Genomic DNA, 21,734 nt, shown 5'->3' with positions numbered 1-21,734 from the left:
TGTCAGGACCGCAGGTGCGCGAGCACCGCGAGGACCCGGCGGTGACCACTGTCGGACGCCGCGAGCCCGAGCTTGGCGAAGATGTTGCCGATGTGCTTGCTCACCGCGGTGTCGCTGACCACCAGCTTGCGGGCGATGTCGGCGTTGCCGAGGCCCTCGGCCATCAGTCCCAGCACCTCGGACTCGCGGGGCGTCAGGCTGCGGATCGGGTCGTCGGCGCGCCGCCGGCTCATCAGCTGCGAGATCACCTCGGGGTCCATCACGGTGCCGCCGTCGACGACGCGGCGCAGCGCGTCCACGAACTCCTCGACCTTGCCGACTCGCTCCTTGAGTAGGTACCCCACCCCACCGGCACCACCGGAGAGCAGCTCACCGGCGTAGCGGTCCTCGACGTACGCCGAGAGCACGAGCACCGGGAAACCCGGGCGCCGACGACGGGCCTCGATCGCCGCCTTCAGTCCCTCGTTCGTGAACGTCGGGGGCATCCGCACGTCGAGCACGGCGCCGTCAGGCGGATCCGACTCGAACGCGTCGAGGAACTTCTCGGCGTCGTCGACCGCGGCGGTCACCTCGATGCCGACGCTGCCGAGCAGCAGCGCGAGACCCTCCCGCAGCAGCGCGTCGTCCTCTGCGATCAGAATCCGCACGGCAGTTCCACCTCGAGTTTCGTCGGCCCGCCGAGCGGGCTGTTCACGGTCACGGTCCCCTCGAACGCTGCCACGCGGCGACGGATGCCCGCCAATCCGCTACCCGGTCGCTCGACCGCGCCTCCGACACCGTCGTCGAGGACGTCGATCACCATCGTCGCCCCACGCTCGTCGTCGCGGGTCGCGATGGCCACCTGGACGCGCTCGGCGCCGCTGTGCTTCGCGACATTGGTGAGGGCCTCCGCGACGACGAAGTAGGCGGCCGCCTCGACGGCGGCCGGGGCGCGTCGCAGACCGTCGACGTCGAGCACGCACGGCACGGCGCTCCGGCCCGCGAGGGCGGAGACGGCTCCGCCGAGACCGAGTTCGTCGAGCACGGGCGGATAGATGTCGTGCACGAGGGTCCGCAGCTCCGACAGCGCGTCCGACGCGGCGTCCTGCGCTCGAAGAAGTTGCGGCAGAGCCTGTTCGGGCGCGACGCGCAGCGACCGCTCGGCCAGCCCCAGCATCATCACGACGGCCACCAGGCGGTTCTGGGCGCCGTCGTGCAGATCGCGTTCGATCCGGCGCAACTCGGCGGCATGCGCGTCGAGGGCCGCGGCGCGGCTCGCGGTGAGGGCCGTGACCCGTTCGGAGAGTTCGGTTTCCCGCCGCGGTGCGAGCAGCCGCGACGCAAGACCCGCCACACCACGCGCCATCGCCGGGATCGCCCACCACCCCAGCACCGCGTAGGCGACGGCGACCAACGGCATCGGCGCGGCGCCCCACCACGACGTGACCGGATAGATGCTGCTCACCGGCTGATCGGCCGGCAGCGCCCACCAGTAGAACGGGATCGCAAGCGAATTGAGCGCGGCCAGTGGCAGCCCGACCGCGAGCAGACCCGCGGTGAGGGCAGCGATCGAGTGGATCGAGACCCACGCGAAGTCGCGTCGGGTGGACGGTGCGGTGAGCAGCCGGCGGAGGTCGTCGAAGCCCGGCCGGTCCGGGATCTGCGGGTAGCGCTCCCCCACCACGGTTCCGGTGTACCGCCCGGCACGCTCCCGCGCCAGGCCCGCCCACCAGCGCAGCGCCCGCAGGTACGGCGGCACGGCAAGCCAGCCGACGATCAGGATGAGCGTCGCCGCGATCACCAGGCCGGCGACCAGGAAGCACATCGAGACCAGCGCGGCAGCGGCCTCCACCGCGAGGTAGCGGACGGCGCCCCATCTCACCTTCAGGCGTTCGGTCCACGTCATCGGTCCAGCATGCCGCACCGTCCACCCGATGTCGGTACAGCTGGCTACACCATCGAACGGCCACCTCGAGTCGTCTGCCACTGGTGCTCCTGCACCCGCATGGCCGGTGAGCGGTATCCGGTCGGGTTCCTGGATCCGTCGAGCCACGCGGTGAGACGCGCCGCGTGATCGTTCAGGGAGTCTCGCGCCTCATCCGAGATCGGTTCCAGCAGGTGAACCCTGACGACCGCGTCCGGGTCCTGGTGCCAACAGCCGACGATTCGGCCGTCGACCCAGGCGGTGGTGCCGGCGTTCCCCCGGGTGTCGAAGAGCTGGCCGCGGTGCGGTCCGAGGTAGAAGTCGCGGTCCTTCCAGCCCATGACCGTCGGATCGAGCGGCGGCAGGAGCGCAGTCCAGGGTGCGGTGCGCTCCACCACGTCGAGGTCGTCCGGCAGCAGCCAACCGGATGAAGTCCCGTCGAGAGTGACCTCGACGGCGTCGAGTTCACGCAGCGCGCGGCGCACCACGGTCTTCGTCGCGCCGAGCCACCAGACGAGGTCGTCCTCGGTGCCGGGTCCGAACGCGCGCAACCACCGTCCGACGAGTTCGCGGTATCCCTCGGCCGTATCGGGTTCGACGGCAGATGGACCGAGCCATCGGGACGGGAGTTCCCAGAGTGGTCGCGCGGTGGGAAACCGGCCGGTGGACGGGCCGCGGACGATCGCGCCCTCCGCGCCGAGAAGCGTGAGGACCTGCGGCGCCGACCACGTCTCTCCGGCGGTGGTGGGAACGGTCACGTCGATCAGCGGGACGGCGCGCCGGAGCGCGGCGGCGGACAGCGCGACGGGGCTCCGCTCCAGCGCCACCGAGACCTCGTTTCCTGCCCGATCGAGCCAAGCGTTCCCGCTACCGGCCACGCCGGCGCGTTCCAGGTCGCGGGCCATCCGTGTGCGTTCGGTCGTGGCGACACGCGCGGCGGCACTCGACAGCACGGCCGGGACGACGTCCCGGGGGAACGCGAAGAGCGTCCGCCTCATCGCGAGCTGCTTGACGAGCGTGCGGTCGTCGTAGAGCGCGCGCTCGATGTCCGCGATGCCGACACCCGGGACCCGCGCCCAGGTCGACAGGTAGACGGTCGGAGCATCCGTGGCGTGCAGGGCCACGACCGACCGGGCTGCGTCCTCGGGCGACCCGGCGGACCACCCGGGCGCGAGCGCGTGCCGAGTCGCGAGCCGCGCACGTCGTTCGCTGTCGGTCACCTGGCGCATTCTTCCGAGCCTCCGGATCTCGTGTGGTGTCGCGGTGCGGAGGAGCCGGGTCCGCCGCACCGCGCACGGTACAGCCAGCTACACCATCGATCGGGTACCGCGCGGGATGTTCCGGGAACCCGCCGCTCCATAGCGTTCCTCTCATGTCCCCCTTCGCTTCCACACCGCCGCTCGTGCAGAGCCCACCGCGGGCCGCCGTCCGGCTCGCCGACGTCAGCCGGACCTACGGCACCGGACGCGCCCAGGTCACCGCCCTCGACACCGTCAGCCTCACCCTCGCGCCCGGCAGCTTCACCGCGGTCATGGGGCCGTCCGGCTCCGGCAAGAGCACGTTCCTGCACTGCGCCGCCGGCCTGGACCAGCCGTCGCGGGGTTCGGTGTGGCTCGGCGACACCGAGATCAGTGCACTGAAGCCCAAGGCCCGCACCGTCTTCCGGCGCGACCACATCGGGTTCGTCTTCCAGGCGTACAACCTGATGGCCGCCCTGACCGTGGAGCAGAACGTGACGCTGCCGCTGCTGCTCGCGGGCCGCACCGCCGACCGGGCACACCTCGACCACGTGCTCGACGCGGTCGGCCTGGCCGACAAGCGGGACCGGCGTCCGGCGGAGATGTCCGGCGGTCAGCAGCAGCGGGTCGCGATCGCCCGGGCCCTCATCACGCAGCCGCACGCGGTGTTCGCCGACGAACCCACCGGCGCGCTCGACAGCCGCACCGGCCGTCAGGTGCTCGACCTGCTGCGCCGCACCACCACCGACCTCGGCCAGACGATCGTGATGGTCACCCACGATCCGGTGGCGGCCGCGCACGCCGACCGGGTGCTGTTCCTCGCCGACGGTCGCCTGGTCGGTCGCATGGACTCCCCCACCGCCGCCGCGGTCGCCGACCACATGACCCATCTCGGGGAGTGGTGAGCATGCGCCGGTCCCGCCTGCGCCCGCTCGCGCGCGCCAACATCCGGCAGCGGCGCGGCGGCTTCGCGGCCGTGTTCGTCGCGGTGTTCTGTGCCGCCCTGCTCACCTGCGCGCTCGGAGTGCTGTTCGAATCGGGGATCCGCGGCGGCGTCACCCCGCACCGGTACGCGGGCGCCGACGTCGTGATCGGCGGCGCCCAGTCGCTCGACGTCCGCGAGGACATCGACCAGCGGTACGTCGAACGCGCGCTGCTGCCGGAATCCACCGTGGCCGAACTGTCCGCGGTGCCGGGCGTCCGGGCCGCGGTGGGTGACATCAGCGTGCCGCTGACCACCGACGACGGTCGCCTTCTGGACGGCCACGGCTGGGCGTCGGCCGCACTCGCGCCGTACACCCTCACCGCCGGCCGCGCACCCGCCGCCCCCGACGAGGTCGTCGTGACCGGCACGGGCGCACCCGGCGATCGGATCACGTTGCGGCACGGCGGAATCGGAGACGACTACACGGTCGTGGGTGTCGCCGCCGCACCCACCGCGGAGCCGACCGACCGCCCCGCGGCGGTGTTCCTGTCCGACGACAGTGCCCGCGACCTGTGGCCGCACCGGGATCGGGTGGCGACGGTGGGCCTGCTCGCCGACAGCGGATTCGATGCGTCGTCGCTGGCCGTGCGGGCGCGCGACGCGCTCGCGGGCGTCGACGTGCGCACCTACACCGGCGAAGGGCGCGGCGACGTCGAATACCTCGACGCCGGTGCGGCCCGCAGCGAACTGATCGTGCTGTGCGGTTCGTTCGCGGGACTGGCGGTGCTGATCGCGATGTTCGTGGTCGCGAGCACGCTGTCGCTGTCGATCCAGCAGCGGCGGCGCGAGTTCGCGCTGCTGCGGGCGATGGGCGCCACGCCCGGCCAGATCCACCGGCTCATCGGGAGCGAGGTGCTGCTCGTGGCGGGAGTCGCCGCGGTACTCGGTGCGGGTCCCGGCTACGCGCTGGCGCAGGTGCTGCGCGCGCAGTTCACCGAGGCGGGCGTCCTCCCCGCGGACTTCGCGCTCGCGTACGGTCCACTGCCGGCGCTGGTCGGGGTGCTGCTCGCGGTCGGCACCGCGCGCGTCGCCGCCGCCGTCGCTGCCCGGCGTCCGGCCCGTCTCGACCCGACCGAGGCGCTGCGGGAGTCCGCCGTCGAACCGGCGTCGATCGGCCGCGGGCGCCTGATCGCGGGTCTCGTCATGGGCGCCGGCGGACTCGCCGCGGCGTTGCTGCCGGCGGCGCTGCCCGGGCAGGCGGCGCTCGCGGGTGCCGGCGGTTCGGCTGTCCTGCTGGTGATCTCGGTCGCGCTGCTGGGGCCGATGCTGGTGTCCGGTGCCGTCCGCAGGTTCGGCGGCCCGCTGCGCCGCAGTGCGTCCCCCGCGCTGGTCCTGGCGGCCGCGAACTCGGGGGCCCGCGCGCGGCGCCTGGCGGCGGCGATCACGCCGCTGGCTCTGGCCATCGCGATCGGTGCGGTGCAGTTGTTCACCCAGTCCACCGTCGCCGCGGCTGCTGACGACCAGTCCCGCAGCGGCATCACCGCCGACCTCGTCGTCACCGCGCCGGCCGGACTGGCCCCGTCGCTGGTCGAGTCCGTCGCCGCGGATCCCGCTGTGCGCGCGTCCAATCCGATCGTCCGCAGCCAGGCACTGTTCACCGGGAGTGGGGAAGCTCCCACGACCGAGCCCTACCCGGTCCAGGGCGTCGATCCCGTCGCGACCGGGTCCACCCTCGATCTCGACGTCCGCGACGGCGACCTCGGCCGGTTGCGGGACGGCACCGTCGCGCTGAGCACCGATGCCGCGTTCGGCATGGGCGCCCGCGTGGGCGACACGGTGCCGATCCGCCTCGGGGACGGCGCGCTGATCACGCCGACGGTCGTCGCCACGTACGGCCGCGGTCTCGGCTTCGGCGACGTGACGTTGCCGGCGCCGCAGGTGCGGGCGCACACCACCACCGGGCTGACCGACATGCTCCTCGTCACCGCGGAACCCGGTCACCTCGACGAGGCCCGCGCCGCGATCGCCGCGACGGGCGGGGTGGTCGTCTCGGATCGCGCGGAGTTCGCCGCCGCCGGCCAGGAGCAGCGCCGGACGCAGGCGTGGGTGAGCATCGTGGCCCTCGCCGTGCTGCTCGGCTACCTCGCCGTCGCCGTGGTGAACACGCTGGTGCTCGCCACCGCCGAACGCGGCCGGGAGTTCGCGCTGCTGCGGCTGGTCGGCGCGAGCACCCGTCAGGTGCGCCGGATGATGCGGGCGGAGTCGGTGATCGTGGTGACCGTCGCCGCGGTGGTCGGGTCCGCGATCGCGCTGCCGCCGCTCGCCGGCGTCGCCGTCGCGGTGTCCGGGCGGCCCGTCCCGACCGTCTCCCCGCTCGCCTACGTCCTGATCCTCGGTGTCACCGTGGCGCTGGGGCTGGTCGCGATCGCGATCCCCACCCGGGCCGCGATGCGGCAGGACCCGGTGACGGCGATCGGCAGCCGCGAGTAGGTCCGACTCCGGAGCATTCCTCCCGGCCTCCGGGAGGAATCCTCCGGGATCGAGCCAGGCGCTTCAGCCGAAAAACCGGTCGCGCGGATTCCGGCAGCGCTGCTAGCTTCGGATTCGACGACCGATCGACCCGAAGGCCCCGCTGTGACCGCCCCCGATGTGACCACTACTCGACGCCGTGGGCCGCTGATCCTGCTCAACCTCGCCACACTGCTGTCGGCGACGGGCAACGGCATCGTGATCGTCGCCGTGCCGTGGCTCGTGCTCGAGCAGACCGGGCGGGCGACGGACGCCGCCATCGTGGCGGGCGCCGCGACCCTGCCACTGCTGCTGGCGAGCCTGTTCTCGGGCACGGTCGTCGACCGGTTCGGGCGGCGTCCCACCTCCCTGGTGTCGGACGCACTGTCCGCGTTGTCGGTCGCCGCCATCCCGATCGTCGCCGGGACCGTGGGCCTGTCCGTGCCGGTGCTGGCGATCCTGGCCGCGCTGGGGGCGACGTTCGACCCGGCGGGGATCTCGGCGCGCGAGTCGATGCTGCCGGCCGCGACCAGGGCCGCGGGCTGGCGCCTCGACCGCGTCAACAGCCTCTACGAGGCCAACTACAACGTCGCCTATCTGGTCGGCCCGGGCATCGGCGGTGTGCTGATCGCGTTGGTCGGCCCGGAGAGCACGCTGTGGGTCACCGCGGTGTGCTTCGTGCTGTCGATCGTCACGATCGCGTTCCTGCGACTCGAGAACGCCGGCCGTCCGGACCACGCGACCCGCCCGACGTCGATGTGGGCGGGCACGCTCGAGGGTCTGCGGTTCGTGTGGCGGGATCGACTGCTGCGCACCCTCGCGCTGGTCGACATGGTGATCGTGGCGCTGTACCTGCCGATCGAGTCGGTGCTGTTCCCCAAGTACTTCACCGACCTCGGCGAGCCCGCCCAGTTGGGCTGGGTGCTCATGGCGATGAGCGTCGGCGGCCTGGTCGGCGCGCTCGCCTACGGCGTGCTCGCCCCGTACCTGCGGCGCCGGAACCTCATGCTGATCGCGGTGACCGGGCTGGGCCTGTCGATGATCGGCATGGCGTTCCTGCCGCCGCTGTGGGTGCTGCTCGCCCTCGCGGTCGTGATCGGCCTGGTGTACGGGCCTGTGGGCCCGATCGCCAACTGGGCCATGCAGACCCGCAGTCCCGAGCACATGCGCGGACGCGTCGTCGGCGTCATGACGTCCACCGCGTACGCCGCCGGGCCGCTCGGCTACCTGCTCGCCGGACCGCTCATCGACCAGGTGGGTATCCGGGCGACGTTCTTCGCCCTCGCCATCCCGGTGGTGGCCGTCGCGGCCGTGTGTTTCATGCTGCCCGTGCTGCACGAATTGGACGCGGATCGGCCGGCGCGCGAGACCGGGTGAGTCGCCCCGGCCGTGCGCTATGCTGCCGCGTCAGGTGGGGAACGACGGGGGGTCGTTTGATGACATCGGGTGGGGTGGCGGTCGAAACCGCCGAATTGTCACAGCTCGCGAGGTCGTTGGAGGCGATCGCGGGGGCCGTGGAGCAGATCGACACGGGCACGGCATTCACGACGGCCACCGGGGGGCTGCCCTCCTCGGACACCGCGGCCGTGTGCACCGCGGGGGCCGCGTCGGTCGCAGATGCGGTTCGCACGGTCGCCGCGCGGATCCGGGCCATGTCCGGGATCGCCGCCTCCAACACGGCCTGGTACGACGACGCCGAGGCGACCAACGCCGATCGGTTCGCATCGACAGGCAGCATCTGATGCGTCCCACGGTGACGGTCCTGCGGACCTGGGACGCACGCGCACTCGACGCGGCCGCCGACACTCTCTCCCGCGCCACCGACGAACTGGATGCGCAGACCGATCTGATGGTGCGCGGCATGGACGACGCGCTCGACACCTGGCACGGCGACGCCGCGCGCGGCGCGTGGGACCGCGCGGATGCCGAGCGTTCCGCCGCCAACCGGGTGGCCATGGCCCTGCTGGAGACCACGTCGTCGATGCGACGCGGCGCCGGGATCATCGAATCCGCTCGGGCACACGCCCTCTCGGTGATCGACGGAGCCTTGTCCGAGGGGTTCACCGTCGCCGACGACGGGTCCGTCACCGCTCCCGCACCCGACCCCTTCGCGACCATCATGGTGGGCGGCAATCCGGTCCTGGCACGGGAGGTCCTCGACATCCGGGCCCGCGAACTGGCCGGCGACGTCGGCCGCGCCCTCGACGCCGTCGACGCCGCCGACCGCGCCGCCGCGGATTCCTTGAACGCAGTTCTCGCGGAATTCGCTCTGGCACATCGTGAGTCGACTCTCGGCGAGCAGGTGCGCAGCATCGTCGACGGGCGCGCGGACCTGCCGGACGACCCTGCGCGACTGCACGAGTTCTGGACGGGGCTGAGCGCCGAGGAGAAGGACGCGCTCTTCGCGCACGACCCCACGGTCGGCAACCGCGACGGCATTCCGGCCGTCGACAAGGACCGCTACAACCGGATGAACCTGGAGACCCTGCGGACCCACGCGCATGCGGCGGTCGATGCCGTCGACGCCCGACATCCGGACTGGGCCCGCGGCGACGGCCTCCCCGAACGCCCGCCGGGCAACTCCCGCGACGAGAAGGCGTGGAAGGCCTGGGCCGAGTACAACGTCTGGACGGGCGAGCGGGACAAGGCCGTCGCCGCCCGCGACGGGTACGCGGCGGTCGGCCGGGCCGTCGACGACTCCGTCACGCCGCCCCGTTACCTCCTGTCGGTCGACGACCAGGGGCGGGCCGCCGTCGCGCTCGGCGACCCCGACCGCGCGGACAACGTGGCCACCTTCGTGCCAGGTACCGGGTCCAGGCTCACCGGCATCGAGAACGACGTCGACCGATCGGCCCGCATGCTGGGCGCGGCCCAACGCGCCGACCAGTCGGCCACGACGTCGGTCGTCACCTGGTACGGCTACAACGCGCCGCAGACCATCCCCGAGGCGGGCTTCGACCGGTTCGCAGAGGCGGGCGCGCCGCGCCTCGACCGCTTCCAGGACGGCCTGCGCGCCGCCCACGTCGGCCTGGCCGCGCACCAGGTCGTCGTCGGCCACAGCTACGGCAGCACCGTGATCGGGACGGCGGCCGTGGGCGGTGGCTCGCTCGACGCCGACGATCTGGTGTTCGTCGGCAGCCCCGGCGTCAACGCCGAGCACGTGTCCGATCTGCACCTCGACGGTGTGGACGCCGGCGAGGTGGGCCGGCGCGTGCACTCGACGGCCGCCACGTGGGATCCGGTGCCGTACATCGGCGACGTCACGCTCGCCGGCCGACACGTGCACGGACTCGATCCCACCGACCCGGACTTCGGAGGCCAGGTGTTCGACAGCAACCCCGGTGAGCCCGGCATCGTCCTCGGAACCAATCCGGAGGTCCACAGTCAGTACTGGGACATCAACAACCCCGCGCTGGAAGGCATGGGCCGGATCATCGCCGGGGTGGGGCGGCCGTGATCGCCCCGAAGACGGTGCGTGCGGCCGTTGCCGCGGCGGCCGTCGCCCTGTGCGCAGCCTGCAGTTCACCGGAGGAGGCGAACGTGAACGAGACGTTGACCGAGGCGGCAGCCTCGGACCACCTGGTCGGATACTTCACCGAGACGTTGTCCGCGCTGCCCGAGGGTGCCGTGCTGAGCCGGACACATCCGCAGTCGCCGACGGGTGCGCCGCTGCCCGGTGGGGTCACGCCGTGCGACGACAACGACACCACCGCAACGGGTCCCGTCTTCCTGACCCTCGGTTACTGGGTCGACGCCGCCGGTGCGCCGACGGCCACCTCGTTCGACACGATCGCGACGTACTGGGACGGGCGGGGCTGGCCGCTCACCGACAGATCCGCGGGCGGCAGTCGGACCACCGTCGCCACCCTGCCCGACGGATATCGGATCAACGTGCACGACAACGGCCGCGGCGGTCTGTCGGTGTCCGGGGTGTCGCCCTGCTTCCCCCGGGAGAACGCCTCGCGCGGCGACTCGCAGCCGGCGGTGATCGAACGACCGTGATCGCGTGGAGGGCCCCGGTGAGGTTGGCAGTGCCGGTGAACTGCGCTAGAGTGCTCTGCCATGCGTGCCCAGCCTGCCAAGAAAGCCCGTGAGCGGCTGCATGCTGGCTTGATCTGGATCGAGAGAATCTAGACTCCTCCGCCGCTTCGGCTCCGGCTTCCCGCCACGGACTCAGCTTCGTGGCCGTGACGTTCGACGTGTCCGTCATCCACATCAGGATCGGTCCTGACGTGCAGCTTTTCGGATCGACCACCACTGCGCGAGTCGAACCATCGGGCCGTTCCATTCGGATTCCATTCGGCATTGCCCCGATCGTCATTCACGACTCGCAGCAATGTCCGTGGCGTGGAACCGCTCTGTCCATTTTCTTTGATTACCGCTTTGACCATTGGGAGAAAACTGTGATTACCGCTTCCGATTTGGAAGTTCGTGCCGGTGTGCGGACCCTGCTCTCAGCGCCGGGGTCGGCGCTTCGCGTGCAGGCCGGTGACCGGATCGGGCTGGTCGGCCGCAACGGTGCCGGGAAGACCACGACGCTGCGGATCCTGGCCGGGGAGGGCGAACCCTACGCGGGCGCGGTGGTGCGCAGCGGGGACCTCGGGTATCTGCCGCAGGACCCGAAGGAGGGCGACCTCGAGGTCCTGGCGAAGGACCGGGTGCTGTCGGCGCGGGGTCTCGACGAGATCATCAAGAAGATGGAGAAGCAGCAGGCCATCATGGCCGAGGCTGTCGACGACGCCGTCCGCGACAAGGCCGTCCGCAAGTTCGGCAACCTGGAGGACCGCTTCTCCGCGCTCGGCGGGTACGTCGCCGAGTCCGAGGCCGCCCGCATCTGCAACAGCCTCGGTCTGCCCGACCGCGTGCTGAACCAGCAGCTCAAGACCCTCTCGGGCGGTCAGCGCCGCCGCGTCGAACTCGCCCGCATCCTGTTCGCCGCCTCCGACGGGTCCGGCGGCAAGTCGAACACCACGCTGCTGCTCGACGAGCCCACCAACCACCTCGACGCCGACTCGATCACCTGGCTGCGCGGCTTCCTGCAAAACCACGACGGCGGCCTGATCGTGATCAGCCACGACGTGGACCTGCTGGCCGACGTCGTCAACAAGGTGTGGTTCCTCGACGCCGTCCGCGGCGAGGCCGACCTCTACAACATGGGCTGGAAGAAGTACCTCGACGCCCGCGCCACCGACGAGCAGCGCCGCCGCCGCGAACGCGCCAACGCCGAGAAGAAGGCGTCCGCGCTGCGGGCGCAGGCCGCCAAGCTCGGCGCGAAGGCCACCAAGGCGACCGCCGCGCAGAACATGGCCAAGCGCGCCGACAAGATGATGGGCGACCTCGACGACGTCCGGGTCGCGGACAAGGTCGCCCACATCCGGTTCCCCGAACCCGCCCCCTGCGGCAAGACCCCGCTCACGGCGCGCGAACTCACCAAGGTCTACGGATCGCTGGAGATCTTCACCGGCGTCGACCTGGCGATCGACCGCGGCTCCCGCGTCGTCATCCTGGGTCTGAACGGCACCGGCAAGACGACGCTGTTGCGCCTGCTCGGCGGCGTCGAACGGCCCGACCTCGGCGAGCTGGTGCCCGGGCACGGGCTGAAGATCGGCTACTTCGCGCAGGAACACGACACCCTCGACGGCGAGGCCAGCGTGTGGGAGAACATCCGGCACGCCGCCCCCGACGCCGGGGAACAGGAGCTGCGGGAGTTGTTGGGCGCGTTCATGTTCACCGGCCCCCAGCTCGACCAGCCCGCCGGCACCCTCTCCGGCGGCGAGAAGACCCGCCTCGCGTTGGCGGGGCTGGTGTCCTCGGCCGCGAACGTGCTGCTGCTCGACGAGCCGACCAACAACCTCGACCCCATCTCCCGCGAACAGGTCCTCGACGCGCTGCGCAGCTACACCGGCGCCGTCGTCCTGGTCACCCACGACCCCGGCGCCGCGGAGGCCCTCAACCCGGAGCGGGTGATCCTGCTGCCGGACGGCACCGAGGACCACTGGTCGCAGGAGTACCTCGAGCTCATCCAACTCGCCTAGGCGCTCCGCACCCGTGCGCCTTTTTGGTAGCTGGGACCACGCAAAAGGCGCACGGGCGGCGCAGCTGCTCGGCGCGGGGTTCTAGGCTCGTCGTCGTGACTTCCTTCGATGCTCCTGTGATCGCCGCGGTGACCGGCCACATGAACGGCGACCATGCCGCCGACAACCTGCTGATCGTGCGGGCTTTCGCCGAACCGGCCGCCACCGGTGCCCGGATGACCGGTCTCGACGGGGAGTCCGGCGAGTGGGTGGCCGAGGTCGACGGCAGCGAGCGCACGGTGCGGGTGCCGTGGCTCGGCCCGGTCACCGACCGGGCCTCGATCCGCACCGAGGTCGTCGCGCTGTACAAGGCGGCGTGCGACAAGCTCGGGGTCGCTCCGTCCGAGCACTGAGCCTCCCCCTCCCGCTACGCTCTCCCCGTGGAAAACGCCCTGCCGCCCTGCCCCAACTGCTCGTGCGAGTACACCTACGAGATGGGAGCGCTACTGGTCTGCCCGGAGTGTGCGCACGAATGGGCACCCTCCGACCACGGAGCGGACTCCGATGACGGGGTCATCAGGGACTCCGTCGGAAACGTCCTCGCCGACGGGGACACCGTCACCGTGGTCAAGACACTCAAGGTCAAGGGCAGCCCGACCGGCATCAAGGCCGGCACGAAGGTACGCAACATCCGGCTGGTCCAGGGCGTCGGCGACCACGACATCGACTGCAAGGTAGACGGAATCGGCCCCATGCAGCTCAAGTCGAGCGTCGTCAAGAAGGCCTGACCGCCCCTAGCTGAAGCCCATCACCTCGTCGCCCCAGGCGACGCGCATCGCGTGATCGGGGTCGGGCACCAGGCTGTCGTGGTTGTCGATCAGGAGCGTCGACCGCTCCCCCTCGGTGTACGGCGCCCAGTGCTTGGAGCCGTCGAGCGCGGCCGGCACCGAGTGCCGCGCGAACGCCAGCCACCGCCGCTGCACCCGGCCCGACACCTCGAACGCGCTCTTGCGTCCCCCCAGCCAGAATGTGGGGTCCGGGTTGAGGGTCCCGAAATTGCCGAACACGTAAGGCAATTCGGTGGCATGCCCGGCTCCGACGCGGGCCGCCTTCAGCAGCGGGGTGGAGTGGTCGAAGCGGTACACCCACGTCGGCGAGTGTCGGCTGTGCGCGTCGGCCACCCACAGCGCCGGCATCCGGAACGCCGCATCGCGCGAAATCGCGAGCACCCCTCGGGCTTTCGTCGAGTCCGGGTACGCGGCGACGATCTCGGCGAGCCGCACCGCCGACAGTCCGGGGTTGTCCTCGGCGAGCCCGGCGAACATCTGCTGGACGGCCTCGGCGCTCACCGGCAGCAGCGGCGACCGCATGAACTTGAAGATCGACGCCTCGTCCTTGTTGGAGCCGATGATCAGCGGGATGCGGTGCGAGTACCCCTTCTGGAACGCCGCCACCGGGTAGTGCGGCACCAGGTCGCGGTCGACGACCGGGGCCATCGCGAGCGTGCCGGGCACCCTCGTCGGCACCTCGTCGATCAGGATGTCACCGGCCTTCACCAAACGTTCGGCTGGCATGTCGACGAGGTCCGCGATCCGGCCGACGGGCACGTCCAGGATCTCGAGGTACCGCCCGGCGACGGTCGCGGCCCGCTCGGCGCCGTACACCGACGTCGCGGGCGGGCTCTGCGCGATCGCGCGCTGGAACAGCCCCTCCGCCCGCGGCACGGTCATGAGCGTGGTGATCGCCCCGCCGCCGGACGACTCACCGAACAGCGTCACCTCGTCGGGGTCACCGCCGAACGCCGCGATGTTGTCCCGGACCCATTCGAGGGCCGCGATCTGGTCCCGCAGGCCCAGGTTGGACTCGAACGTGCGGTCCGCGGTCGAGAACGACGACAGATCCAGGAAGCCGAGCGCCCCGAGCCGGTAGTTGAAGGTCACCAGCACGACATCGCCCCGCTGGGCGAGCAGTCTCCCGTCGTAGATCTGCTGCGCAGACGAACCCAGGCAGTACGCGCCACCGTGGATCCAGACCATGACCGGCCGAGGTGTGCCGTCGGGGCGCGGGGCCCACACGTTGATCGTCAGGCAGTCCTCGTCGATGCGCATCGACGGATCGAGCGGGACGGAGGTGTCGTGGCCCTGCGGCGCCATCGCCCCGAACGCGACGCCGTCGAGCACCTCGCCCCACCGTGCGGGCGGCACCGGGGCTCGGAAGCGCAGGTCGCCGGTCGGGGGCGCGGCGTACGGGATGCCCTTCCACGAGAACACCTGGCCGGAGAACCCTCCGCCGTATCCACGGACCGGGCCGAGCGAGGTCTCGACGACGAGTGTCTCGGGGCCTCGTGACGCCCCCGTCTCCAGGACTTCGACTGCTTCCATGACGCGACCCTCCTCACCTCCGACACGTGGTCGGCGCCGTCTGTCGGTCGGTCCCCCGCACGACGGACAGCCGATTGCCAAGGTACCAATCCTGCGGTGCTAAGGTCGGCTCGTTCACTGACACGGGGTGCTCCGCACGGGCGGGGCTGAGATCACACCCGGGAACCTGCATCAGGTAATGCTGACGAAGGGATGTCAAGGCGATGACGACGCCTGTCCACGACACATCTGTCCAAACTGCCCCGGCAGGATCACGCTTCACCGATCTGCTGTGGGAACGAAGCGCCGTCCTGCGCGCGGCGATCGACGACATGGAGTTCCTGCGCCGCCTCGGTGACGGCACTCTGCCGCTCGACGTGTTCCGCGCCTACATCGAGCAGGACTCGCTCTACCTCGCCGAGTACGCGAAGGCGCTCGCGCTGCTGGCGACCAAGGCGCCGGACCCGCAGACAGCGGCGTTCTGGGCGACGTCGGCCGCGGCGGCCGCCGTCGTCGAGACGGAGTTGCACGACGGGCTGCTGGGCAGCGGGGTGCTGCCCGAACGCGTGGGTGAGCCCGAGCATTCGCAGGCGTGCCTGGGGTACGTGTCGTACCTGACCGCGACCGCGTCCACCGAGCCGTACCCGGTGGCGGCCGCGGCCGTCCTGCCGTGCTTCTGGATCTACGCCGAGGTCGGACGCCGCCTCGCCGCCGACGCGCACGACGTGCTCGCGGCCGACCCGACGCACCCCTACGCGCAGTGGGTCACCACGTACGACGACCCGGCGTTCCACGAGTCCACGGCAACGGCCCGACGGCTCGTCGACGCTGCCGCCGAGGCCGCGACGGCCGAGCAGCGCGACGCGATGGTCCGCGCGTTCGTCGTCGCGACGCGCTACGAGTTCATGTTCTGGGACACCGCCCTGAACCCGCAGCCCTGGCCCGCGTCGTGACGTCGATGTCGCGGCTGCGCCGCGTCCTGGCCACGTCCGCGATCGTTGCTTCGGCCCTGAGTGTCCTCACCGGATGCGCGAGTTCCGACGATTCCGGGGACACGATCCGCTTCGCCCTCGACTGGACGCCGAACACCAACCACACCGGGTTGTACGTGGCCCTGCAGGAGGGCTACTTCGCGGACGCCGGGCTGGACGTCGAAGTGCTGCCGTACAACAACACGTCGCCGGACACGCTCGTCGACGCCGGCAACGCCGAATTCGGCACCAGCTTCCAGGATTCCGCCACGTTCTCCCGTGCCGCGGGGGCGCAGACCGTCTCGGTCCTGGCGCCGCTGCAGCACTGGGCCACCGGCATCGGGGTGAAGGCCGACCGGGCCGACCTCGCGAGCCCCAAGGACCTGGACGGCAAGACGTACGCCGGCTTCGGCGACCCCGGCGAGAAGGAGATCCTCCGCCAGGTCATCCGGAACGACGGTGGCACCGGCGATTTCGAGACGGTGGTGCTCGGCACCTCCGCGTACGAGGCGGTGTACGGCGGGCAGGCCGACTTCACGGTGTCCTACTTCGCGTGGGAGGGCATCGAGGCGGCCCGGCGCGGCACCCCCATGCGCTACTTCCACTACACCGACTTCGGGTTCCCCGACGCGTACGCGATCGTCGTCAACGGCAACGAGAAGTGGCTCGCCGAGCACCCGGAGCAGGCACGCAAGTTCGTCCAGGCGCTGCAGCGCGGCTACCAGGTGGCCGCCGACGATCCGAACCGCGGCGCCAAGGCGCTGATCGACGCGAACCCGGGCGTGTTCAGCGACGAGGAGTTGGTGTTCGAGAGTCAGCGGATGCTGTCCGCGGACTACATGAAGGACGCCGCCGGACGCGTCGGAACCCAGACGCGCGAGCAGTGGGCGGGCTACTCGGGCTTCCTGTACGAGCACGGACTGCTCGCCGGCCCCGACGGCAAACCGCTGACCGCCGAACCGGATTGGTCGACGTACTTCACCGATGAGTACCTCGCAGCGCCGTAGGCGCGGAGCGCCCGCAACACACGGACCGGTCCGCCGGTTGCTCCCGGCGGTGATCGTGGTGATCGCGCTCGTCGCGGCGTGGCAGGTCTACGTCGCGGCGAGCGGGATCCGCCCGCAGGTGCTGCCGTCCCCGGCCCGGGTGGTCGAGCAGGGGTGGGCGCACCGCGACGACATCGCGGTCCACGCGTGGGCCACGCTCCAGGTGACGCTCGTCGGGTTCGCGGTGTCACTGGTGGTCGCGTGGGCGCTCGCGATCGCCGTCGACTTCTCCCCCTGGCTGCGACGGGCGTTCGTCCCGCTGTTCGTGGTGTCGCAGACGCTGCCGATCATCGCGATCGCACCGCTGATGATCATCTGGTTCGGGTTCGGTCTGCTGCCGAAGGTGCTGGTGATCGCGCTCGCGACCTTCTTCCCGATGGCGATCGGCCTGATCGAGGGGTTCGCGGCCACGGATCGGGAGGCCGGCGCCCTGTTGCGCAGCATGGGCGCGTCGCGGTGGCAGGAGTTCCGGTACGTGCGCCTGCCGTCCGCGCTCCCCCGCTTCTTCACTGCGCTGCGGATCGGCATCACCTACGCGGTGGTGGGCGCGGTGTTCGCCGAATACGTCGGCGCCAGTTCCGGACTCGGCATCTACATGAGTGTCCAGAAGAACTCGTTCCGGACCGACCTGGTGCTGGCCGCGGTCGTGGTGACCGCCGCGATCAGCGTCGCGCTGTACCTGTGCACGTTCGCGATCGAACGGGTCGTCGCGCCGTGGATCCAACAGCCCCGACAGGAGCGGCGTCATGACTGACCACCACGCCGAGTCCGTCGTCGAACTGTCGGCGGTGAGCAAGTCGTTCGGCACCCGGCAGGTTCTCGACGGGGTCGACCTCGCGGTCCGTCCGGGTGAGTTCGTGTCCGTGATCGGGCCGAGTGGGTGCGGCAAGAGCACCGTGTTCGGGATCGTCGCGGGCCTCGAGGCGCCGGACTCGGGCAGCGTTTCGGCACCGACCTGCGCGCACATGCCGCAGAAGGATCTGCTCTTCCCGTGGCGGTCGGTCCTCGACAACACCACCCTCGGACTCGAGGTCCAGCGGGTGCCCCGGGCGCAGGCCCGTGCACGCGCCGCCGAGTTGTTCCCGAGGTTCGGGCTCGCCGGCTTCGAGGACGCCCGACCCCACCAACTGTCGGGCGGGATGCGCCAGCGGGCCGCCCTGCTGCGGACCGTCGTCCAGGACCGCAGCGTCCTGCTGCTCGACGAACCGTTCGGTGCGCTGGACTCGCTCACCCGGACCGAGATGCAGACCTGGCTGCAGGACGTGTGGCAGCAGTACCGCTGGACGGTCCTGATGATCACGCACGACGTCCGGGAGGCGGTGTTCCTGTCGGACCGCGTGGTCGTGCTGTCGGCGCGACCCGCGACCGTGCGCCGGGAGGTGGTCGTGGATCTGCCCCGGCCGCGGGAACTCTCGGTCGTCACGTCCCCCGAGTTCGCTGCCATCGAGGGCGAACTCATCGAGGTCCTGCACGAGGAGTCCCGCCGGGCGCTGGCGGAGCAGGAGACCGCCGGCTGATCCGGTACCGGACGGTCTCCCCTCTCCATCCGCGAAATCGCCTACCGACCAAGGGAACTGGTCGGTTCATGCGCAATCGAGACGAACTTCGAATCAACCCTCGACGGATCGAGACATCCTCGTTACCCTTCTGTTATGGCGCGCCGGAAACGGCGACTCGGCCACCGGTCGGACCTCGCTCCGATCTCCGCTCCGTCTCCCGGGTGTTCGCCACCCGCCAGGAAGTTCACGATGACGAAACGCGTTCTACTCACCGCCCTCGCCGCTTTCGCGGCTCTCGCGCCGGCGCTGGCGATCACCCCGGCCGCTTCGGCGGCAACCGGAACGGTCTCCAACGGCATCGGCTGGACGGCGAAGCCGGATGCCGGCCCGTCGAACCCGATGCAGAACCAGGAGTACTGCACCCTCGGCGCCGTCGGCACCGACGCACTCGGCAACAAGATCGCGATCTCTGCGGGACACTGCGTGTCCGCCGCCGCGGGCGGAGCGACCGAGTTCCCCGACGGAGCGACGGTGTACCGCTTCGGGCCGTCCGGGACCGGCGATCCGATCGGAACCATCGCCTACCGCGACCCGCGCATCGACTACGTCGTGATCGAACTGAATCCGGACGCGGTCCTCTCCTCGAACGGCCCGGAGGCCCGGATCGACAGCATCGGACCGGCCCACCCCGACGGCATGCTGTGCAAGGCCGGGGTGCGGACGGGCCTCACCTGCGGGCCGATCTACGGGCAGCCCGCACTCCGGATCAACTCGTTCGCCACCGCCAACGGCGGCGACTCCGGCGGCCCGGCGTTCGTCAACGGTTCCCAGCTGGTGGGCATGACCCGGGGGCCGTTCGAGTTCGTCGACATCGCCGCGGTCCTCGACAGCATCGACGCGCAGCCCAACCCGGTCGGCAAGGGCTTCGCGGTCACGAACAACTAGCCCTACGCGCCGATCAACACCTTGGCGGCGGACACGGCGGCCGGCCCGTCCAGCGACGGCATGTCGGCCCACTGCCCGCCGGTGATCGACACGCTGACGTCGGGCGTCTCGACCCTGGTGACGATCACCCCGGCGACCGCGGTCGTCACCGGCAGCGTGTAGGCGACGCCGCCGATCCGCTCGAGGTCGGCGTCCGGCAGGACCACTAGCTTTCCGGCCTCGAGGTCCTGCACCGTCGGGACCTCGCCCGTTCCCGGCTCGATGAGCACCTCGACACCGCGGACCTCGCTGAGGTCGGTCGCGCCGTCCGGGGTGTCCCAGTTGCAGATCACGCCGTACTCGTCGACCGCGTTGGACTCGCCCTCCTGCAGTCCCGCGATGTACTGCGCGACGGCCGGCGCGACGTCGTCACAGCTCGAGAACCGCGCCAACACCTCCGCGCCGGAGGCGCTCGCCGCATCCTCGTCGGCGACCGCGACCGCGTCGGCGGTGACGTCCGGAGCGGGCGCGTCGGCGTCGTCGGACGAACCGCAGGCGGTGACCGCGGCAGCGAGCAGGAGCACCACCGGAACAAACCGGACGTTTCGGATCATGTTGTTCAAGTTAGCAGGCGCGGTCGGGACGCGGGCGCAAGTCGGCAGTGCCCACCCGCATGCCACCACCGGGCCGACCACGCACAGCGCCCCGCCGCCCGGACTCGGGCGGCGGGGCGCAGCAGTGCGGGACCGCTTACTTGCCGGCGATGTTCAGCGCAGCGATGTGGCTGAACAGCATGCTGGTGCCGATCGGGTTGCCGCCACCCGGGTAGGTGGTGCCGCTCGGAGCCGCCATCGTGTTGCCGGCCGCGTACAGACCCGGGATCGGGTTGCCCGAGGTGTCGAGCACTCGCGCCGCGGTGTCGGTACGCAGGCCGCCCTTGGTGCCGAGATCGGAGATACCGAACGCGGCGGCGTGGAACGGACCCTGCTCGATCGGGATGAGGGCCGGGCCGCCACCGGTGAACGCGCGGTCGTACGCCTCCTCGCCGCGACCGAAGTCCTCGTCGACGTCGTTGGCTGCCATCGCGTTGAAGCGCTCGACGGTCGCCAGCAGGTTGTCGGCCGGGACACCGATCTTCGCGGCCAGCTCCTCGAGCGTGTCCGCGGTGTGCCACAGACCGGCGTCGACGTACTTCTCCGTCTCGACCATCGAGACGTTCGACGCGGCCACCGGGGGCCGCTCGCCCGCGCGGTCGTCGTAGATCATCCAGTACGGCAGCGTGACCGAGCCGTCCTCCATGCCCGCGATGATGTCGCGGCCGAGACGGTCGTAGGGCGCGTACTCGTTGACGAAGCGCTTGCCGTCGTTGTTGACGAAGATGCCGCCGGTGAAGCACAGCGCGAACGCCGAGCGTCCGTCCGGATGCGTCAGGCCGGGCGACCACCAGGCCTCGCCCATCAGGTCGGTGTCGGCGCCGACGGCGATACCGGCCTGGTGCGCCTGGCCGATGTTGCCCCACGGTCCCATCGTGTCGCGGGCGACTCCCGGGACGCCGTACTTCTGGCGCAGCTCGTCGTTGCCCTCGAAGCCACCGGCCGCGAGGATGACGCCCTTGCGGGCGCGGATCGCAACCTGCTCGCCGTCACGCTCGACGATCGCACCGGCGACGGCGCCGTCCTCGACGACCAGTTCGACGAGCGGGGTGTTGAGGTTCAGCTTGGCGTTGGGGTAGTTCCCGATCGCCTTGAGGAAGCGGCCGATCAGGGCGCGGCCACCGATCAGCACGTCGGGAAGCTCCGCGCCGAGACGGTCGAAGTCGAGCGGGCCACGAACCAGCTTGTGCAGGTCGCCGACCTCGGAGATCGGCAGCGGGCTGGGGATGGTGTGACGCTGGCCGTCGTTGCGGGCCTTGGGCGCCTTGCCGTAGTAGTCGGGCCACGGGTAGGTGGCGAACTCGAGGTTCTCGTCCTGCTCGAGGTACTCGATCAGCGGGCCGCCGCCGCGGACGTAGGTGTCCTGCAGTTCGCGCGGGGTCCGGTCACCGACGACCGCGTGGTAGTACTCGAGCGCGTCCTCGATCGTGTCGTCGACGCCGGCACGCTGCAGCACCGGGTTGCACGGGAACCAGAAGCCGCCGCCACCGGAGTAGGCGGTGGTGCCACCGAACTTGTCCGTCGCCTCCACCAGGATCACGTCGAGGCCCTCGCGGGCCGCGGTGTACGCGCCGGTGACGCCACCGGCGCCCGACCCGGCCACCAATACGTCACATTCTTCGTTCCAGTTGACCATCGTTCAGCCTTTCCCGGCCACGCCGGATTGGGTGCTCCACCTCGTCGAGGAGGACAG

20 protein-coding genes and 1 riboswitch are annotated in these 21,734 nt (G+C 71.0%); of the genes, 14 read left to right on the top strand and 6 right to left on the bottom strand.

Features of this window, described 5'->3' with window-relative positions; translation table 11 throughout:
• Positions 1–2 precede the first annotated feature (2 nt).
• The 3 genes from EGT67_RS17315 to EGT67_RS17305 are packed head-to-tail and all read right to left on the bottom strand — an operon-like array spanning position 3 to position 3,132.
• Entirely contained in the window at positions 3–647 is a 645-nt protein-coding gene (locus EGT67_RS17315; protein ID WP_127917328.1) for a response regulator, read from the bottom strand.
• Entirely contained in the window at positions 635–1,885 is a 1,251-nt protein-coding gene (locus EGT67_RS17310) for a sensor histidine kinase (RefSeq protein ID WP_127917327.1), read from the bottom strand. The genes EGT67_RS17315 and EGT67_RS17310 overlap by 13 nt, the downstream gene beginning before the upstream one ends.
• Before the next feature lie 44 nt (positions 1,886–1,929).
• Entirely contained in the window at positions 1,930–3,132 is a 1,203-nt protein-coding gene (locus tag EGT67_RS17305; RefSeq protein WP_127917326.1) for a winged helix DNA-binding domain-containing protein, read from the bottom strand.
• A gap of 143 nt (positions 3,133–3,275) precedes the next feature.
• Here EGT67_RS17305 and EGT67_RS17300 point away from each other — a divergent pair, with 143 nt between their 5' ends.
• The 9 genes from EGT67_RS17300 to EGT67_RS17260 all read left to right on the top strand — a co-directional run bounded on the left by EGT67_RS17300 (position 3,276) and on the right by EGT67_RS17260 (position 13,376).
• On the top strand, positions 3,276–4,046 hold the full coding sequence (locus EGT67_RS17300; protein WP_127917325.1) for an ABC transporter ATP-binding protein: 771 nt from the start codon (positions 3,276–3,278) through the stop codon (positions 4,044–4,046).
• Between the two features lie 2 nt (positions 4,047–4,048).
• Positions 4,049–6,556: an FtsX-like permease family protein gene (locus EGT67_RS17295; protein ID WP_241566090.1), complete on the top strand. Its 2,508-nt coding sequence runs from the start codon at positions 4,049–4,051 to the stop codon at positions 6,554–6,556.
• A 144-nt stretch (positions 6,557–6,700) separates the two neighbouring features.
• Complete coding sequence (locus EGT67_RS17290) at positions 6,701–7,951, top strand: MFS transporter (protein WP_127917323.1); 1,251 nt, start codon at positions 6,701–6,703, stop codon at positions 7,949–7,951.
• A 59-nt stretch (positions 7,952–8,010) separates the two neighbouring features.
• Positions 8,011–8,316, top strand: a complete 306-nt coding sequence (locus tag EGT67_RS17285; protein ID WP_127917322.1) for a hypothetical protein — start codon at positions 8,011–8,013, stop codon at positions 8,314–8,316.
• Entirely contained in the window at positions 8,316–10,031 is a 1,716-nt protein-coding gene (locus tag EGT67_RS17280; protein WP_127917321.1) for an alpha/beta hydrolase, read from the top strand. The genes EGT67_RS17285 and EGT67_RS17280 overlap by 1 nt, the downstream gene beginning before the upstream one ends.
• A complete protein-coding gene (locus tag EGT67_RS17275) occupies positions 10,028–10,576 on the top strand; it encodes a hypothetical protein (RefSeq protein ID WP_127917320.1) in 549 nt (182 codons plus the stop codon). Before EGT67_RS17280 ends, EGT67_RS17275 begins: the two co-directional genes overlap by 4 nt.
• 401 nt (positions 10,577–10,977) lie before the next feature.
• Positions 10,978–12,609: an ABC-F family ATP-binding cassette domain-containing protein gene (locus tag EGT67_RS17270; protein WP_127917319.1), complete on the top strand. Its 1,632-nt coding sequence runs from the start codon at positions 10,978–10,980 to the stop codon at positions 12,607–12,609.
• Between the two features lie 95 nt (positions 12,610–12,704).
• Positions 12,705–13,001, top strand: a complete 297-nt coding sequence (locus EGT67_RS17265) for a DUF2470 domain-containing protein (RefSeq protein WP_127917318.1) — start codon at positions 12,705–12,707, stop codon at positions 12,999–13,001.
• A gap of 27 nt (positions 13,002–13,028) precedes the next feature.
• Complete coding sequence (locus EGT67_RS17260; protein ID WP_127917317.1) at positions 13,029–13,376, top strand: zinc ribbon domain-containing protein YjdM; 348 nt, start codon at positions 13,029–13,031, stop codon at positions 13,374–13,376.
• Between the two features lie 6 nt (positions 13,377–13,382).
• Here the strand turns inward: EGT67_RS17260 and EGT67_RS17255 are convergent, their stop codons facing one another.
• On the bottom strand, positions 13,383–14,969 hold the full coding sequence (locus tag EGT67_RS17255; protein WP_127917316.1) for a carboxylesterase/lipase family protein: 1,587 nt from the start codon (positions 14,967–14,969) through the stop codon (positions 13,383–13,385).
• 113 nt (positions 14,970–15,082) lie between these two features.
• Positions 15,083–15,179, top strand: a riboswitch (TPP riboswitch).
• Here EGT67_RS17255 and EGT67_RS17250 point away from each other — a divergent pair.
• From EGT67_RS17250 to EGT67_RS17230, 5 genes are all read left to right on the top strand, one after another.
• On the top strand, positions 15,173–15,901 hold the full coding sequence (locus EGT67_RS17250; protein WP_127917315.1) for a TenA family protein: 729 nt from the start codon (positions 15,173–15,175) through the stop codon (positions 15,899–15,901). Its footprint overlaps the riboswitch before it by 7 nt.
• The gene (locus EGT67_RS17245) at positions 15,898–16,926 is read left to right on the top strand and encodes an ABC transporter substrate-binding protein (protein ID WP_127917314.1); all 1,029 of its coding nucleotides are present in this window, start codon (positions 15,898–15,900) and stop codon (positions 16,924–16,926) included. The genes EGT67_RS17250 and EGT67_RS17245 overlap by 4 nt, the downstream gene beginning before the upstream one ends.
• On the top strand, positions 16,904–17,719 hold the full coding sequence (locus EGT67_RS17240; RefSeq protein ID WP_127917313.1) for an ABC transporter permease: 816 nt from the start codon (positions 16,904–16,906) through the stop codon (positions 17,717–17,719). The genes EGT67_RS17245 and EGT67_RS17240 overlap by 23 nt, the downstream gene beginning before the upstream one ends.
• A complete protein-coding gene (locus EGT67_RS17235; RefSeq protein ID WP_127917312.1) occupies positions 17,712–18,482 on the top strand; it encodes an ABC transporter ATP-binding protein in 771 nt (256 codons plus the stop codon). Before EGT67_RS17240 ends, EGT67_RS17235 begins: the two co-directional genes overlap by 8 nt.
• A gap of 231 nt (positions 18,483–18,713) precedes the next feature.
• Positions 18,714–19,409 carry a chymotrypsin family serine protease gene (locus EGT67_RS17230; RefSeq protein ID WP_127917311.1) on the top strand — a complete coding sequence of 232 codons (696 nt, stop codon included), beginning with the start codon at positions 18,714–18,716 and terminating at the stop codon, positions 19,407–19,409.
• A gap of 2 nt (positions 19,410–19,411) precedes the next feature.
• On the opposite strand, the gene EGT67_RS17225 is transcribed toward EGT67_RS17230, so the two are convergent.
• Both EGT67_RS17225 and EGT67_RS17220 read right to left on the bottom strand, forming a co-directional pair.
• Positions 19,412–20,002: a hypothetical protein gene (locus EGT67_RS17225; RefSeq protein ID WP_127917310.1), complete on the bottom strand. Its 591-nt coding sequence runs from the start codon at positions 20,000–20,002 to the stop codon at positions 19,412–19,414.
• 136 nt (positions 20,003–20,138) lie between these two features.
• Complete coding sequence (locus tag EGT67_RS17220) at positions 20,139–21,677, bottom strand: FAD-binding protein (protein WP_127917309.1); 1,539 nt, start codon at positions 21,675–21,677, stop codon at positions 20,139–20,141.
• Between the last annotated feature and the right edge of the window lie 57 nt (positions 21,678–21,734).

Origin of the sequence: Prescottella agglutinans (assembly GCF_004011865.1) — a bacterium.
Classification (GTDB): domain Bacteria; phylum Actinomycetota; class Actinomycetes; order Mycobacteriales; family Mycobacteriaceae; genus Prescottella; species Prescottella agglutinans.
The sequence above is the reverse complement of the archived record's forward strand: the minus strand, read 5'-3'. Positions and strand labels throughout refer to the sequence as shown.

Excerpts from the sequence above, each read along its gene's own strand:
- EGT67_RS17310 (WP_127917327.1), bottom strand. The coding sequence starts at position 1,885 with ATGACGTGGACCGAACGCCTGAAGGTGAGATGGGGCGCCGTCCGCTAC.
- EGT67_RS17305 (WP_127917326.1), bottom strand. The coding sequence starts at position 3,132 with ATGCGCCAGGTGACCGACAGCGAACGACGTGCGCGGCTCGCGACTCGG.
- EGT67_RS17300 (WP_127917325.1), top strand. The coding sequence starts at position 3,276 with ATGTCCCCCTTCGCTTCCACACCGCCGCTCGTGCAGAGCCCACCGCGG.
- EGT67_RS17295 (WP_241566090.1), top strand. The coding sequence starts at position 4,049 with ATGCGCCGGTCCCGCCTGCGCCCGCTCGCGCGCGCCAACATCCGGCAG.
- EGT67_RS17285 (WP_127917322.1), top strand. The coding sequence starts at position 8,011 with ATGACATCGGGTGGGGTGGCGGTCGAAACCGCCGAATTGTCACAGCTC.
- EGT67_RS17280 (WP_127917321.1), top strand. The coding sequence starts at position 8,316 with ATGCGTCCCACGGTGACGGTCCTGCGGACCTGGGACGCACGCGCACTC.
- EGT67_RS17255 (WP_127917316.1), bottom strand. The coding sequence starts at position 14,969 with ATGGAAGCAGTCGAAGTCCTGGAGACGGGGGCGTCACGAGGCCCCGAG.
- EGT67_RS17250 (WP_127917315.1), top strand. The coding sequence starts at position 15,173 with ATGACGACGCCTGTCCACGACACATCTGTCCAAACTGCCCCGGCAGGA.
- EGT67_RS17240 (WP_127917313.1), top strand. The coding sequence starts at position 16,904 with ATGAGTACCTCGCAGCGCCGTAGGCGCGGAGCGCCCGCAACACACGGA.
- EGT67_RS17235 (WP_127917312.1), top strand. The coding sequence starts at position 17,712 with ATGACTGACCACCACGCCGAGTCCGTCGTCGAACTGTCGGCGGTGAGC.
- EGT67_RS17230 (WP_127917311.1), top strand. The coding sequence starts at position 18,714 with ATGACGAAACGCGTTCTACTCACCGCCCTCGCCGCTTTCGCGGCTCTC.
- EGT67_RS17225 (WP_127917310.1), bottom strand. The coding sequence starts at position 20,002 with ATGATCCGAAACGTCCGGTTTGTTCCGGTGGTGCTCCTGCTCGCTGCC.
- EGT67_RS17220 (WP_127917309.1), bottom strand. The coding sequence starts at position 21,677 with ATGGTCAACTGGAACGAAGAATGTGACGTATTGGTGGCCGGGTCGGGC.